Source organism: Amycolatopsis sp. CA-126428, assembly GCF_002904335.1.
GTDB lineage: Bacteria > Actinomycetota > Actinomycetes > Mycobacteriales > Pseudonocardiaceae > Amycolatopsis.
Map to the genome: position 1 here is coordinate 89,506 of NZ_PPHF01000139.1, position 14,333 is coordinate 103,838.

A 14,333-nucleotide genomic window follows, 5' to 3' on the forward strand; every position below is an offset into this window, starting at 1 on the left:
CGTCGGCGGTCACGCTTCGATCCAGGTGATGCCCGCGATCCGCCCGGTCGTCCCGTCGCGGCGGTAGCTGAACAGCGTCTTGTCCTCGTTCGTGCAGCGCGGGTCGACACCGATCTTGCCGACACCCAGGTCGGCGAGCTGCCGCCAGAGCCCGGCGCGCAGGTCGAGGCCGGGGGTGCCCTTGCGGGTCTTGCAGGCGCTGCCGGGGACGTGTTTCTCGACGTCGGCGGCCATGGCGGCCGGCACCTCGTAGCAGTCGCCGCAGATGGCCGGGCCGAGCAGGGCCTCGATCCGGTGCGGCTCGGCACCCACTTCCCGCATGGCGGCGACGGCGGCCGGGACGACCCCGACCCGCGTGCCGACGCGCCCGGCGTGCACCGCCGCGACCACCCCGGCCTCGGCGTCGGCCAGCAGGATCGGCACGCAGTCCGCGACCAGCACTACCAGCGCGACGCCCGGGGTCGCGGTCACCAGGGCGTCGGTCGCCTCCGCCGCGCGGGTCTCCGAACCGTCGACGATGGTCGCCGTGCGGCCGTGGACCTGCTCCATCCAGGCCAGCTTGTCCTCGGCCAGGCCCAGCTCGGCGGCCAGGCGCTTGCGGTTGGCGAAGACGTTGCCCTCGTCGTCACCGACGTGGTCACCCAGGTTGAAGGTGTCGTAGGGCGGCCGCGACGCACCGCCCGCCCTGGTCGTCACCACTCGCCGAACCCGCACGAAATCCTCCTGGACGTCACTGAAGGCCATCACCCCCGACTCTAGTTCGCGGGTGATGGCCTTCAGAGGTGGTGGCTAGCGCCGCATGAACGGCGGGACGTCGACCTCGTCGTCCGACGGGTCGTCGTGCACCGGCATCGCGCGCCCGGGCAGGCTGCCCTGGGTCGCGTTGGAGCCGAGCGGCGAGTAGCCGCGCGAGCCGCCGCCGGGCTGCGGGAGCCCGCCGGAGGGCTGGTTGCCGCCGGCCGGCGGCAGCGGCGAGTGCGACCGCGGCGGCGCCACCGGGTAGCCGGAGCTGCCCGCGGAGGGCACCGGCGTGGCGCCCGACGGCGGCCCCTGCGAGTTCGAGACCTGCCCTGCCGAGGCCGAAGCGGTGGTGGACGACGCGCGGGAGCCGGAGCCGAACGTCGACGGGTCCAGCTTCTTGTGCGTCGGCGCGCCGGCGTCGAACCCGGCGGCGATCACCGTGACGCGGACCTCGTCGCCGAGGGAGTCGTCGATGATCGTGCCGAAGATGATGTTCGCGTCCGGGTGCGCGGACTCCTGGACCAGCGACGCGGCCTCGTTGATCTCGAACAGGCCCAGGTCGGAGCCGCCCGCGATGGACAGCAGCGCACCGTGGGCGCCGTCCATCGACGCCTCCAGCAGCGGCGAGTTGATCGCCTTCTCCGCGGCCTGGATGGCCCGGCCCTCGCCGCGCGCCGAGCCGATGCCCATCAGCGCGGAGCCCGCGCCGGACATGACGCTCTTGACGTCGGCGAAGTCCAGGTTGATCAGGCCCGGCGTGGTGATCAGGTCGGTGATGCCCTGGACACCGGAGAGCAGCACCTCGTCCGCGGAGCGGAACGCGTCCATCAGCGAGACGCCGATGTCGCCGAGCTGCAGCAGCCGGTCGTTCGGGATCACGATGAGCGTGTCGCACTCGTTGCGCAGCGACTGGATGCCGTCTTCGGCCTGCTTGCCGCGCCGCTTGCCCTCGAAGGTGAAGGGGCGGGTGACGACGCCGATGGTCAGCGCGCCCAGCTTGCGGGCGATCTGGGCCACGACCGGCGCGCCACCGGTGCCCGTGCCGCCGCCTTCACCGGCGGTCACGAACACCATGTCGGCGCCCTTGATGACCTCTTCGATCTCTTCACGGTGGTCTTCGGCGGCCTTCTGGCCGACCTCGGGGGCGGCGCCCGCGCCGAGGCCGCGGGTCAGCTCGCGGCCGATGTCCAGCTTGACGTCGGCGTCGGACATGAGCAGTGCCTGGGCGTCGGTGTTCACCGCGATGAACTCGACACCCTTGAGGCCGACCTCGATCATGCGGTTCACGGCGTTCACGCCGCCACCGCCGATGCCGACCACCTTGATCACCGCAAGGTAGTTGTGCGGGGGCGTCATCGAAGTCCGCCTTCCTGATCGTTGTGCCCGTACAGCCCGTCGCCGGTGATCAACCCTCAACCTCAACCCCAGATCGAGAGTTATGTCAACCGCCGACGTTAGGCAGGACGGTAGGCACCAGGCAGGCTCTAATCCAGTAGGCACGCCGTGTGTCGCAAAGGTGTTTTGCCACAACACGTTCGAGCGCGCAAGAGCGACGGGCCGCGAGCACCCCTTCGGCCCGATCTGGTATGGCCACCGGATCAGGCGGGAACGGGCATGCTCATGAGGACTTCCGTGGGGGCTCCGGTCGTCGATCCACCGGCCGGTTCGACGCTCACCGCCACCTTGTCGGCCCCGGCGACGCCGTCCGCCACGACCAGGCCGCCCTGGTCCGCCGCCGCGATCACCCCGGCCGGGCGCGGCGCGGCCGCGCCGCTGATCAGCCAGGCTTCGTAGACCTTCCCGCCCGGCTGCGACGGCAGGCCCGCGTCCATCACCATCACCCGGTTCAGCGACCGCGACAGGACGACCGTGACGCCGCCGCCGGTGGGCGCCTCGCCGTGCGCGGTCTTCGCGTCCGGCGCCGCGAGCAGCGCCGCCACCGGCGCGAACTGCTGTTTCGCCTGGTCGAGCCGGCTCTGCGCGGCCTGCAGCTCCTGTTGCTGGGTCAGCGCGATCCCGCCGAACACCCCGCCCGCGGCGAGCCCCACGACGGCCGCCGCGGCCGACACGACGACCGCCCAGCGCGGCACCCGCGCCGAGCGGCGGTGCCGCTCCGGGGCACCGGGCCGGGTGCGCGGCGGCAGCTGGCGGGTGGCGTGCATGGCGGTCAGCACGCGGTCCTTGAACTCCGGCGGCGGCTCTTCGGCCATCGCCGCGCCCAGCCGGGCCGCCGTCGCCCGCAGCTCGGCGACCTCCTGCGTGCACGACTCGCACTGCTCGAGGTGGCGGGCGAACTCCGCGCGTTCGACGTCGTTGACGGCGTCGAGCGCGAAGGCGCCGGCCAGGGTGTGCATCTCCGGCGTGCTCAAGCGGTCACCCCCAGGCAGTCCCGCAGGCGGATCAGCCCGTCCCGCAGCCGCGTCTTGACGGTTCCTTGCGGCGTCGACAGCACTTCGGCCACCTCGCGATACGTATAGCCCTGGTAGTAGGCGAGCAGCACGGACTCGCGCTGCAGGTCGGTCAGGAAGGACAGGCACCGGCGCACCTGGGAGCGTTCGAGCCGCGCGGTGACGGACTCCGCGACCTCGTCGAACGGGCGGCCGCGGGCGGCCTCGAAGGTCGCCTTCTGCTCGCGCTCGGTGCTCGCGCGCGCCGAGCGGACGCGGTCGACGGCGCGGCGGTGCGCCAGCGTCATCGCCCAGTTCAGCGCCGAGCCCTTGTCCGGCGCGTACCGCGTGGCGGTGCGCCACAGCTCGACGAGCACCTCTTGGGCGACCTCTTCGGACTGGGCCGCGTCGCGCACGATCCGCCGGACGAGCCCGTAGATCGGCCCGGAGAACTGGTCGTAGAGCAGCTCGAAGGCCCGCTCGTCGCCCTTGGCGACGCGCACCATGAGTTCCTCGGCCGTCGGGCCGGCCGGGGTTTCGGAGGGCACCGGCGCCATGTGGCGCGGGCGGGCCGGCTCATCCATGAAGCTGTCCTCCGGCGTTCTGCGGGGTGCGCGGCACGACCGCGGCCTTCCGCAGCCACAGCGCGACGCCGTGGCGGCGGATCAGCGCAGACACCCGCTGCGGGAGCAGCGGCCGGGCCAGGACCAGCCGGGCCAGCCACCGCGGGTTCACCGGGCGGCGAACTCCCCGCAGCGTAGCGACCAGCGGCGTGGCCGTCCCGCGGCGCAACGCCACGGTGAGGTCGAGCAGCGCTTCCGGGTGCGGGAGGCGCATCCGGTACTCACCGTCCATCTCCTGGAACGGCGAGACGTAGAACGCCTTGGCCGCGCGGGCGCGGCCGGCCTCGTCCGGGTGAAGCAGGTAGGCGTGGCGGCCGCCGTAGGTGTTGTGCACCTCGGCGACGACGCACGCCGGCCGGCCCGCCGGATCGTGGCACCAGTAGACGCTGATCGGGTTGAACGCGTACCCGAGCACGCGGGCGGCGGCCAGCATCTCGACCCGGCCGCCGCGCAGGTCGACCCCGCGCTCGGCGAGCCAGGCGTCCAGCTTTTCCCGGATGCCGCGCGGGTCGCCGGCCGCGAAGTGGTCGCGGGGGTCGAACCGGGCGAACGGCCGCAGCCACCACGGCAGCCGCGGCAGGTCGTCCAGGTCGACCCGCCACAGGTACACGCGGTGGGTGAAGGCGTGCGGCGGGTCGATCCGCCGCACGTGCGCGACCGTGGCGTCGTAGAGCGCGTTCGTCACCACCTCACCCCCAGGCTTTCCGCGGCCCGGGCGCCCGAAGCGCAGCCGTCCTCGTGGAAACCCCAGCCGTGGTAGGCGCCCGCGAACGCCAGCACGCCGTCGTTGAGCCCGGCCAGCCGGCGTTGCGCGGCCACGGATTCCGGCGTGTAGACCGGGTGCTCGTACCGCATCCGCGCGACGACGTGGTCCTGGTGGGGGCCGTCGCCGGGGTTGAGCGTGACGACGTAGCCGGTCGGCTCGCCGAGGCGCATCAGGCGGTTCATGTCGTAGCTGACCTGGACCGCGCCGGTGGGCGCGCCGCAGGCGGGCGCGCGGTAGTTCCAGCCGGCCCGGGCGCGGGGCAACGAGGGCAGCACGCTCGTGTCGGTGTGCAGCCAGGCCTCGTTCTCGGAGTAGCGGAACGCGCCGAGCACCTCGCGCTCGGCGGCGGTCGGGTTGGCCAGCAGCGACAGGGCCTGGTCGGCGTGCGTGGCGACGACGACCTTGTCGACGCGGTGGGGCGTGTCGGCGTCGTCGCGGATCTCGACACCGCCGGCGGTCCGCAGCACCGACCGCACCGGCGTCGACAGGTGCACCGCCGTCAGCTGCTTCGCCGCGAGCTCGACGTACTCGCGCGAGCCGCCCACGACGGTCCGCCAGGACGGCGAGTCCTGCACCGAGAGCATGCCGTGGTTGCGGAGGAACTCGAACAGGTACCGCGCCGGGTACCGCAGGGTGTCGGCGCGGTCGGCCGACCACACGGTGGACACCAGCGGCAGCATGAAGTGGTCGACGAAGTAGCGGGTGTAGCCGCCGATGGCGAGGAACGCGCCGAGCGTGACGTCGCCGGCGTCCTTCGCCGCCAGCAGCCGCTTCGCGTGCCGGTGGAACCGCTTCACCTCGGTCAGCATCCGCAGGTACCGGCCGCGGACGGCGTTGGCGCGCTGGGCGAACAGGCCGCTCACGCCCTTGGCGCCGGCGTACTGCAGGCCGCAGCCGTCGCAGCGGATGCTCATCGACATCTCGGTGTCGCGCGTGGCCACCCCCAGCTCGCCGAACAGCTTGAGCAGGGTCGGGTAGGTGCGCTCGTTGTGGACGATGAAGCCGGAGTCCACCCCGACGGTGCCGCCGAGGGTGCTCGGCACGTCGTGCGTGTGCGCGTGCCCGCCCAGGCGGTCGTCGGCCTCGAACAGCAGCACTTCGTACTTGCGTTGCAGCAGGTATGCCGCGGTCAGCCCGGCCACCCCGCTGCCGATGACGCCGATGCGTTCTCCGGTGATCTCCACACCGGTGCTTCGGGACCGCGGCCCGCCCGGATTGCCCGACCGGGCGACCAATCCACCGGGGTGGGGAGAGCGAATCCCGGTCATGCCGCACACCACCGCGCACCGCCTCGCCTCGTTCGCCGCGAAACTCCTCGGCGGCCCGCTCCCCGTGGGCCTCCGGACCTGGGACGGGACCCGGGCCGGCCCGGCGGACGCACCCACGATCGTGCTCCGCCACCGCCGTGCCCTGCGCCGCCTGCTCTACGCGCCCGGCGAGCTGGGGCTCGCCCGCGCCTACGTCACCGGCGACCTCGACGTCGAAGGAGATCTGGCGGACGGCTTCCGCCGGATCTGGGCCTTCACCCGCGCGGGTGAGCTCAACCGGGCGAAGCTGGGACCGCGCGAATGGGCCGAAGCCGTCCGGCTGGCGGCCCGGCTCGGCGTCGCCGGGCTCCCGCCGAAACCGCCCGCCGAAGAGGCCCGGCTGTCCGGGAAGCTGCACAGCCTGCTGCGCGACCGCTCCGCCATCGCCCACCACTACGACCTGAGCAACGCCTTCTACCAGCTGCTGATGGACGAGTCGATGGCGTACTCGTGCGCCTACTTCACCTCCGGCTCGTCGAGCCTGGAGCAGGCGCAGCACGACAAGCTGGAGCTGATCTGCCGCAAGCTGGGGCTGCGGCCGGGCATGCGGCTGCTCGACGTCGGCTGCGGCTGGGGCTCGCTGCTCGTCCACGCGGCCAAGCACCACGGTGTCGAGGCCGTCGGCATCACGCTCTCGGCCGAGCAGCTGCAGCACATCCGCGGCCGGCTCGCCCAGCACGACCTCGAAGACCGCGTCGAGGTGCGCCGCCAGGACTACCGGGAGCTGCCGGACGCGCCGTTCGACGCGGTCGCGTCGATCGAGATGGGCGAGCACGTCGGCGAGGTCAACTACCCGGCGTACGCGGCGACGCTGCACCGCATGGTGAAGCCGGGCGGGCGGGTGCTGCTGCAGCAGATGTCCCGGGGGCACGTCGCCCCGGGCGGCGGGGCGTTCATCGAGCGGTACATCGCGCCGGACATGACGATGCGCCCGGTCGGGCGGACCATCGACCACCTGGAGACGGCCGGGCTCGAGGTGCGGGACGTGCAGGCGCTGCGCGAGCACTACGTCTGGACGGTCCGGGCCTGGGCGGCCACCCTGGAGGAGAACTGGGCCGACGTCGTCGCGCTCATCGGCGAGACGGGCGCGCGGGTCTGGCGCCTGTACCTGGTGGGCGGGGCGCTGGCGTTCGAGGAGAACCGGATGGGCGTCGATCAGATCCTGGCCGTGCGGCCCGGCCAGCACGGTGGCTCCGGCCTGCCGGCCACGCGGGAGTGGTGAGGATGCCCCAGCTGCTCGTCACGGCCGTCGTCACGCTCGTGGCGGTGACCGTGACCTTCGGGATCGCGCGGGCGCGCCGCCGGTACGACACGATCGACACGTTCTGGGGGCTCGGGTTCGCGATCGTCGCGCTCGCCGCCTTCCCGTTCGGCGACGGCCCGCTGCCGCTGCGGCTCTTGGTGGTGCTCCTGACGGTTGTCTGGGGCGTACGGCTCTCGGTGCACCTGCACCTGCGCAACCACAAGCTGCCGGAGGACCCGCGGTACGCGCGGATGGGCCACGGGCCGCTGAAGATGTTCCTGCGCGTGTACCTGTTCCAGGCCGTCGTCCTGTACTTCGTGTCGCTGCCGGTGCAGTTCGCCGTGGACGGCACGGGCATCGGCGTCCTCGGCTGGCTCGGGGTCGCGGTGTGGCTGGTCGGGTTCGCGTTCGAGACGATCGGCGACGACCAGCTGCGCCGGTTCAAGGCCGACCCGGCGTCGAAGGGCAAGGTGCTCGACACGGGGTTGTGGCGCTACACGCGGCACCCGAACTACTTCGGCGACGCGTGCGTCTGGTGGGGCCTCTACCTGCTGGCCTGTTCGACGTGGCCGGGCGCCTTGACGATCCTCTCCCCCGTCGCGATGACGTTCACCCTCGCCCGCGGAACGGGCAAACCCATGCTGGAGAAGGGAATGGCGCGCACGCGCCCGGCGTACGCGCACTACGTCGAGCGCACCAGCGGGTTCTTCCCGTTGCCGCCGAAGAAGGTCACTCCCCGGTGAGACCGTCGGTCAGTTCGCGCAGCACGTCGAGGTGACCGACGTGCCGCGCGGTCTCCTCGATCATGTGCGTGAGGACCCAGCGGACGTTGAAGGTCTCGTCCTTGTGCGTCACCTGATCGTCCAAGTCGCGCTTCGCGATGATCTCGCGGCTGCGGGCGCACTGCTTCTCGTAGTCCGCGAGGAGGGTTTCGAGCTTGGTGTCCGCCGGGACGCGGAACTCCGCGTCCGGGTCGTCCTTCAAGCGCTCCTCCCAGGTGTCCTCCTCGCCGTCGACGACCACGCCGAACCAGAACCACTCGTCGAGCGTGAGGTGCGCGACCAGCCCGGCGACGGTCGTCAGCTCGCTCGGCAGGTGCACCTGCCGGGCTTGGGCTTCGGTGAGCCCGCCGGCCTTCCACGCGACGGTGGCGCGGTGGTAGTCGAGCAGGCCGGTGAGGATTTCCCGCTCGCCACCGGTGAGCGGGACTTCGGGGCGCTGGGGTCGTTCGGTCATGGCCGGGAGTCTGCCAGGCACCACCGACAGGTTCTCCGGAATACCTTGTGCACGATGTAATCGTGGGCTAGGTTTGCGGACGTGCCGGACGAGTTCCTTCTTGACGAGCAAGCCTGCTTCGCGCTCTACGCCGCGTCGCGCGCGGTGACGGACGCGTACCGTCCCCTGCTCGGCGAGCTCGACCTCACCTACCCGCAGTACCTGGTGCTGCTGGTGCTGTGGGAGTCCGACGCCCGGCCGGTCAAGGAGATCGGCGAGGCGCTGCACCTGGACTACGGCACGCTTTCCCCGCTGCTGAAGCGGCTCGAGGCCAACGGCCTGGTGACGCGGGTGCGGTTGCCCGCGGACGAACGCACGGTGGTGATCAGCCTGACCGAGCAGGGCCGGGCGGTGCGCACGCGCGCCGCCGGCGTCCCCTCGGCGATCGGCTGCGCACTGGGCCTCGGCGAGCAGGAGCGGCGGGAACTGATCACCACCCTGCGGCGGCTGACGGCGTCGGCCGCCGCGTATTCGAACTCATCCGAGCACTGACTCATCCGAGCACTGAGGAGGCTTTATGCCCAGCCGTGACGCCACCACCCACTGGGTCGGCGGACTGAACAGCGGGAAGGGCGAGGTCACGCTGGACTCGTCCAACGCGGGCACGTTCGCGGTCTCGTTCCCGACCCGGGCGGGCGACCCGGACGGCCAGACGAGCCCGGAGGAGCTCATCGCGGCGGCGCATTCGTCCTGCCTGGCGATGAACCTGTCGGGCGTGCTGGAGTCCCAGAAGCTGACGGCGGACTCGATCGACGTGAGCGCCGAGGTGACGCTCGGCCCGGCCCAGGGCGGCGGCTTCGAGATCAGCGGCATCGCGATCACCCTGCGCGCCTCGGTCCCGGGCGTGACGGCGGAGCAGTTCGCGGAGTACGCGGAGACGGCGGAGAAGACCTGCCCCGTGTCGAAGGCCCTGGCGGGTACGACGATCACCATGGACGCGGCCCTCGCCTGAGCTCGCTCCGGTGTACGGCCCCTCGCTTCGCGGCGAGGGGCCGTTCGCTTGTCAGAACACAAATCCGCGGGCGCCGACGGCACCTCAGCCGAACGCGGCCAGGGCGAGGGGTTCCCACTTGCGCCAGCCGTCCAGCCGGGCCTGGTACTCGGCTTCGACCGCCGCGAACGACTTGCCGAAGAACATCCGGTGCGGCGGTTCGTCGGTGTCCGCGAGTTCCAGCATCGGCGCCCGGGTCGCCCGCGGGTCGCCGAGGTCCCACTCGATCCGGCCCGCTTCGCGGACCGCCTCGTAGGCCGGGTCCGGCTCGCTCTGCCGGACGCTGCCGCCGCCGAAGTCCGTGCGGTACGGGCCCGGCTCCAGGCAGATCACGTCGATCCCGAACGCCGCGACCTCCTGCCGCAGGGACTCCGAAAGCCCTTCCACCGCCCACTTCGAGGCGTGATAGGCGCCGATGCCGGGGAACGCGCGGATGCCGCCCTCGCTGGTGACCTGGATGATCCGGCCCCGCCCCTGGCGGCGCATGATCGGCAGGGCCGCCTGCGTCAGCCAGAGCGTGCCGAAGAAGTTCGTCTCCAGCTCCGCCCGGACCTCCTCCTCGGTGAGTTCTTCGACCATCCCGAAGTGCCCGTAGCCGGCGTTGTTCACCAGCACGTCCAGCGAACCGAACCTGGCCGCCGCCCGCTCGACCGCGTCGACGGCGGCGGCGCGGTCGGTGACGTCCAGCTTCAGGGGCAGCACGGCGTCGCCGTACCGGTCGACCAGCGGGCGCAGGCTTTCGACGTCCCGCGCGGTGGCCGCGACCCGGTCGCCGCGCTCGAGTGCGGCCTCGGTCCACTCACGGCCGAAGCCCTTGGACGTCCCGGTGATGAACCAGTTCTTCGTCACGACTTGCCCTTCCGTTAGCTTCTCTACCTTTCAAGCTAACAGTAGCACAGACTGCATTTTTATGATGGCTGGTAGAGTTGCCGTCATGATCGCGACTGACGGCCGCCGGGAGCGCAAGAAGGCCGAGACCCGGACCCGCATCCGGGAAGCGGCCCTGGACCTCTTCGCGAGCCAGGGCTACCGCGAAACGACGATCGCGCAGATCGCCGCGCGCGCCGACGTCGCGACCCGCACGGTCACGCTGCACTTCCCGGCCAAGGACGACCTGCTGTTCGCCGACGACCCGTTCACCCCGGAGTCGCTCGGGGACCGGTTGCGCGCCCGGAAGGCGGAGAGCACCCTCGACGCGGTCGGCGACTGGATGCGGGCGACCATGCGCGAACTCGACGCGCGCGACCACGGCTCCGGCGTGGACCCGGCACACATCTGGCAGCGCCGGGCCTTGCGCGCCGGCCTGCTCATGGCCGACGACGACCTCCGCGGCCGCGCCCGGGCCGGCTACCGCGACCTCGAACTCCTCATCGCGGCGGGCATCGGCGAGGACATCGGCCTCCCGCCGGACGCCCTGCTCCCCCGGCTCGCCGCCGTCACCGTGGTCACCGGCCTCCGCGAGATCTACGTGACCCGCGAGGGCCAGTCGCGGTCGGCGACGAGCGAACTGTCCGATCTGGTCGAGGAGGTGCTCGCCTTCGCGCGGGCCGGCCTCCGCGACAGGGCGGCCAGTGGCAGCGAATCCCGGCCGCGCCCCGGGAAAGCCGACGAGGTAAACCGATCGGTTTTCAACCCGGGCGAACCGGGTTAACCTCGCGGGATGACCACCGAGGCGAAACCCACCTCCCGCGAACGGCTGCTGGCCGCCGCGGCCACCCTCACCTACCGGGACGGGGTCGGCATCGGCGTCGAGGCGCTGTGCAAGGCCGCGGGCGTGTCGAAGCGGTCGCTCTACCAGCTGTTCGCAAGCAAGGACGAACTCCTCGCGGCGAGCCTGAAGGACGGCGCGGCCGCCTTCGTGGCCGGCCTGCTGCCGCCGGCGGACGACGGCCGCTCGCCCCGCGACCGGATCATGCACGTCTTCGCGCGGCTGGAAGCGCAGGCGCGCACCCCCGATTTCCACGGCTGCCGGTACCTGGACGCACAGATCGAGCTCAAGGACCAGCGCCACCCCGCCAGCCGGGTGGCGCGGCGGGTCAAGCGGAACCTGCTCGGCTTCTTCCGCCGGCAGGCCGAACAGGGCGGGGCCGCCGATCCGGAGCTGCTGGCCCGGCAGCTCCTCGTGGTCTTCGACGGCGCCAGCGCCCGGGCCGGCATCGGGGTCGACGACCTGAAGGGGCTCATCGTCCCGACCGTGACCACCCTGCTCGACGCCGCGGGCCTGCGCTGAGGTCCGTCACTCCGGCGGCGCCCAGCCGCCGGTGACTTCCTTGAGCGGCTTGTGCGGGAAGCGGCGCCGGGCGTACTCCTGCGCGCGGGAACCCGGCAGGACATACAGCGTCTCCCGCTTGTCCTGCAGCGGGCGCAGCACGGTCTTCAGGTACTCCTTGCGGTCCTCCAGGTACGGGCCCAGGACGTCCTCGCCCGCGGGGCAGACGGCCAGGCAGTAGCCGGATTTGTAGCCGGGCGGCGAACTCAGGCTCTGCCACATCGAGGCACTTTCGGCGGCGGGGACGCGGGAGCGGTAGTCGGCCGCGTCCGCGCTGTCGGCCACGGTCTGCGCCCAGTCGGTGAAGCCGCTCATGAACTCGCGGTAGTTGTGCGTGGTGCAGGCCAGGCCGTCGAACGCCCCGTCCTTGCCGATGGCCCCGACCGGACAGGCCGTGACGCACAACTTGCAGTCGATGCAGGGGTTGTAGTCCAGCGCCGTCCCGTACTCGCTCACCTCCGCGTCCACCAGCACGGTGGCCAGCAGCACGAAGCTGCCGAACTTCGGGTGGATCACGTTGCGGTGCAGGCCCATCACACCGAGCCCCGCCGCGACCGCGACCGTCTTGTGCGCCACCATCCAGATCCGGTCCGTGCCGAAGCGGTCCATCTCCTGGGGGAAGCCGACCGACGGGTTGATCGCGCGGTGGCCCGCGTCCTGCAGCGCTTGGACCACGCCGCGGGCGGCGTGGTTGGCCTGCTCGTCGGTCTGGTGGAACTCCTGGTTGGCCACGCTGCGGGCCGGCGAGCGGCAGTTGTCGCGGTTCATCCGGAACGCCATCGCGATCAGGGTGCGGGTGCCGGGCAGCGCGCCCAGCACGTACTCGCGTTCCCCGGCCAGGTCGGGGTGGTCGAGGCCGACCGCGGCCACGTCGTCCGCACCGGCGGCCAGGCACAGCTCCCGCAGCCAGTCCGCGTCGAGCACCGGCGGCGGCCCCGCGTCCTCCCCGGCCTTGCGCCGCGAAAGCACCGCCCGCACCGACGGGTGTGCGGCCAGCTTCGCCGGCAGCGCCGGTTCTCCTTCGCCGTCGTGCGTGACAGTCATCGGACCTCCCCGGGAGGGACGCCGCCGCGGCGCCCGGTAAACCGATCGGTTTCCCTACCGTAGCACCACATCTTGCGGTCGGAAACCGATCGGTTTCCGACCGCTCCCGGGAGGAAGCCGGCGCGATGCCCGACGCGAACGCCCACCCCACGCTCCCCATCCCCGGCGCGACCAGCCGCGTCCTTCCCGCATGCGGGCCCCCGAAGGCACGTTGCGCTCCCTCGAGGCGGGCAACCGACGCTCCCCTGGTCCTGCTGCACACCGTGCGCACCCAGGCCGAGCACTTCCGCGACCTCATCCCCCTCGTCGCGGACCGGCTCACCGTGTACGCCCTCGACCTGCCGGGGCCGGCGTCCTCGCGCCGGGCGTGGGCCCGGCGATCGCCGGGGTGGAACCCAAAGCCGCGCTCCGCCGGATCCTGCGGGGCGGCCTCGGCGACAAGAGCGCCCTGCGCGAGGACTACCTGGCCGAACTGCTCCAGGTCGGCCGCCGGGCCAACGCCGATCTGCTGCCGAAGGCCGCATTCACACAAGCTGCCGGGAGCGGGCCACTTCATCGCCCTGGAACGGCCCGGCGTGCTGGCCGGTCTGGTCACCGCGGCGGCGTCACAGGCCTGCCGTCCACCCCCGGATGATCGAATCGGTTCGATCTTCACCGAGCCCGGTGAACACCCGGCGGACCAGCTGAGATCTGCTTGCACATCCCCGGCGAGTGCTCTACGTTCGATTTTCGTCGATGCGGTTCGACGACATCGTGCCGGATCGCCGTCTCTGGGGGGCAGTCGAGAACGCCATGCGCAAGCGCGGTCACCACCGGCACGCCGGGACACGGCTCGAGGCCGGCCACCGGACGAACGTCCTGGCCTTGGTCGTCCCGCTGCGCGCCGGCGCCCACGACGTCGTCGTGCGGGAGTTCGTCGCCGCCGCGATCGCCGCGGCCGGCGCCCGTGACCACGCCCTGCTCCTGCTCACCGCCGAAGAGGGTCCCGCCGCGCTGCGCCGCGCGGTGTCCTCGTCCGTCGCCGACGGCGTCGTGGTGATGGACGTCGAAGCGGCCGATCCGCGCGTGCCCGTGCTGCTCGGGCTGGGCCGGCCGGCGGTGCTGATCGGCCTGCCGGACCGGCCGCGCGGGCTCGGCTGCCTCGACCTCGACTTCGCCGCGGCGGGCGCGCTGAGCCTGGGCCACCTCGCCGGCCTCGGGCACGAACACGTCGCCCTGATCGGCTCACCGCCCGCGGCCTACCGGCGCGGCAGCAGCTCCGCGGCCCGGCTCGCGCTGGGCTTCACGGCGGAAGCGGCGCGCCGGGGCGTCCGCTCGACGACGCTGGCCTGGGGGACCACCCACCGGCGGACGCTACGCGGCCTCGACGCGCTCTTCGCCCGGCACCCCGAGGTCACCGGTCTCGTGGTGCACAACGAAACGGCGCTGCCCGCGGTGCTGGCGGGGCTGCACCAGCGGGGGCTGCGGGTGCCCGAGGACGTCTCCCTCGTCGCGGTCTGCCCGGACAGCCTGACCGCGCACAGCCTGCTCGAGCTGACCTGCGTGGCGATCCCGGCGCGGGAGATCGGCGCGCTGGCCGTCGAAACGGTCATCGGGCAGCTCGACGACGGCACCGCGCCCGGAACCCGGCTGCTCGCGCCGAAGCTGGCCGCCCGCGCCAGCACCGCACCGCCACGCCTGCTGTGAC

The 14,333-nt window shown here is 72.4% G+C and carries 16 protein-coding genes; 7 read left to right on the plus strand and 9 right to left on the minus strand.

Annotated elements, in window-relative coordinates; all coding sequences use genetic code 11:
- Window positions 1-9: 9 nt before the first annotated feature.
- From pgeF to C2L58_RS34985, 6 genes are all read right to left on the minus strand, one after another.
- Entirely contained in the window at window positions 10-714 is a 705-nt protein-coding gene (gene pgeF / locus C2L58_RS34960) for a peptidoglycan editing factor PgeF (RefSeq protein WP_103341947.1), read from the minus strand.
- 75 nt (window positions 715-789) lie between these two features.
- The gene (gene ftsZ / locus C2L58_RS34965; protein WP_103341906.1) at window positions 790-2,097 is read right to left on the minus strand and encodes a cell division protein FtsZ; all 1,308 of its coding nucleotides are present in this window, start codon (window positions 2,095-2,097) and stop codon (window positions 790-792) included.
- Between the two features lie 242 nt (window positions 2,098-2,339).
- A complete protein-coding gene (locus C2L58_RS34970; RefSeq protein ID WP_441296352.1) occupies window positions 2,340-3,110 on the minus strand; it encodes an anti-sigma factor in 771 nt (256 codons plus the stop codon).
- A complete protein-coding gene (gene sigK, locus C2L58_RS34975; protein WP_103341908.1) occupies window positions 3,107-3,712 on the minus strand; it encodes an ECF RNA polymerase sigma factor SigK in 606 nt (201 codons plus the stop codon). The genes C2L58_RS34970 and sigK overlap by 4 nt, the downstream gene beginning before the upstream one ends.
- Entirely contained in the window at window positions 3,705-4,439 is a 735-nt protein-coding gene (locus C2L58_RS34980; RefSeq protein ID WP_103341909.1) for a DUF1365 domain-containing protein, read from the minus strand. Before C2L58_RS34980 ends, sigK begins: the two co-directional genes overlap by 8 nt.
- Window positions 4,433-5,701 carry an NAD(P)/FAD-dependent oxidoreductase gene (locus tag C2L58_RS34985; RefSeq protein ID WP_103341910.1) on the minus strand — a complete coding sequence of 423 codons (1,269 nt, stop codon included), beginning with the start codon at window positions 5,699-5,701 and terminating at the stop codon, window positions 4,433-4,435. The genes C2L58_RS34980 and C2L58_RS34985 overlap by 7 nt, the downstream gene beginning before the upstream one ends.
- A gap of 82 nt (window positions 5,702-5,783) precedes the next feature.
- Between C2L58_RS34985 and C2L58_RS34990 the strand changes: the two genes are divergently transcribed.
- Both C2L58_RS34990 and C2L58_RS34995 read left to right on the plus strand, forming a co-directional pair.
- Entirely contained in the window at window positions 5,784-7,046 is a 1,263-nt protein-coding gene (locus tag C2L58_RS34990) for an SAM-dependent methyltransferase (protein ID WP_103341911.1), read from the plus strand.
- Window positions 7,047-7,048: 2 nt separating this feature from the next.
- Entirely contained in the window at window positions 7,049-7,810 is a 762-nt protein-coding gene (locus C2L58_RS34995) for a DUF1295 domain-containing protein (protein WP_199191609.1), read from the plus strand.
- Here the strand turns inward: C2L58_RS34995 and C2L58_RS35000 are convergent.
- The gene (locus tag C2L58_RS35000; RefSeq protein ID WP_103341913.1) at window positions 7,797-8,303 is read right to left on the minus strand and encodes a DinB family protein; all 507 of its coding nucleotides are present in this window, start codon (window positions 8,301-8,303) and stop codon (window positions 7,797-7,799) included. The genes C2L58_RS34995 and C2L58_RS35000 overlap by 14 nt on opposite strands.
- Before the next feature lie 81 nt (window positions 8,304-8,384).
- Between C2L58_RS35000 and C2L58_RS35005 the strand changes: the two genes are divergently transcribed.
- Both C2L58_RS35005 and C2L58_RS35010 read left to right on the plus strand, forming a co-directional pair.
- Window positions 8,385-8,834 (plus strand): MarR family winged helix-turn-helix transcriptional regulator, encoded by a 450-nt coding sequence (locus tag C2L58_RS35005; protein ID WP_103341914.1) that lies wholly within the window; start codon window positions 8,385-8,387, stop codon window positions 8,832-8,834.
- Window positions 8,835-8,859: 25 nt separating this feature from the next.
- Window positions 8,860-9,294, plus strand: coding sequence for an OsmC family peroxiredoxin (locus tag C2L58_RS35010; RefSeq protein ID WP_103341915.1), 435 nt, complete (start codon window positions 8,860-8,862; stop codon window positions 9,292-9,294).
- Between the two features lie 84 nt (window positions 9,295-9,378).
- Here C2L58_RS35010 and C2L58_RS35015 read toward each other — a convergent pair whose 3' ends face one another.
- Window positions 9,379-10,182 (minus strand): SDR family NAD(P)-dependent oxidoreductase, encoded by an 804-nt coding sequence (locus tag C2L58_RS35015; protein WP_103341916.1) that lies wholly within the window; start codon window positions 10,180-10,182, stop codon window positions 9,379-9,381.
- 85 nt (window positions 10,183-10,267) lie between these two features.
- Between C2L58_RS35015 and C2L58_RS35020 the strand changes: the two genes are divergently transcribed.
- Window positions 10,268-10,984, plus strand: a complete 717-nt coding sequence (locus tag C2L58_RS35020; protein WP_233226111.1) for a TetR/AcrR family transcriptional regulator — start codon at window positions 10,268-10,270, stop codon at window positions 10,982-10,984.
- A 9-nt stretch (window positions 10,985-10,993) separates the two neighbouring features.
- Window positions 10,994-11,563, plus strand: a complete 570-nt coding sequence (locus tag C2L58_RS35025) for a TetR/AcrR family transcriptional regulator (protein ID WP_103341917.1) — start codon at window positions 10,994-10,996, stop codon at window positions 11,561-11,563.
- Window positions 11,564-11,569: 6 nt separating this feature from the next.
- Here the strand turns inward: C2L58_RS35025 and C2L58_RS50965 are convergent, their stop codons facing one another.
- A complete protein-coding gene (locus C2L58_RS50965) occupies window positions 11,570-12,646 on the minus strand; it encodes a 4Fe-4S binding protein (RefSeq protein ID WP_103341918.1) in 1,077 nt (358 codons plus the stop codon).
- 735 nt (window positions 12,647-13,381) lie between these two features.
- Between C2L58_RS50965 and C2L58_RS35040 the strand changes: the two genes are divergently transcribed.
- On the plus strand, window positions 13,382-14,332 hold the full coding sequence (locus C2L58_RS35040; protein WP_233226112.1) for a LacI family DNA-binding transcriptional regulator: 951 nt from the start codon (window positions 13,382-13,384) through the stop codon (window positions 14,330-14,332).
- Window position 14,333: the final 1 nt, after the last annotated feature.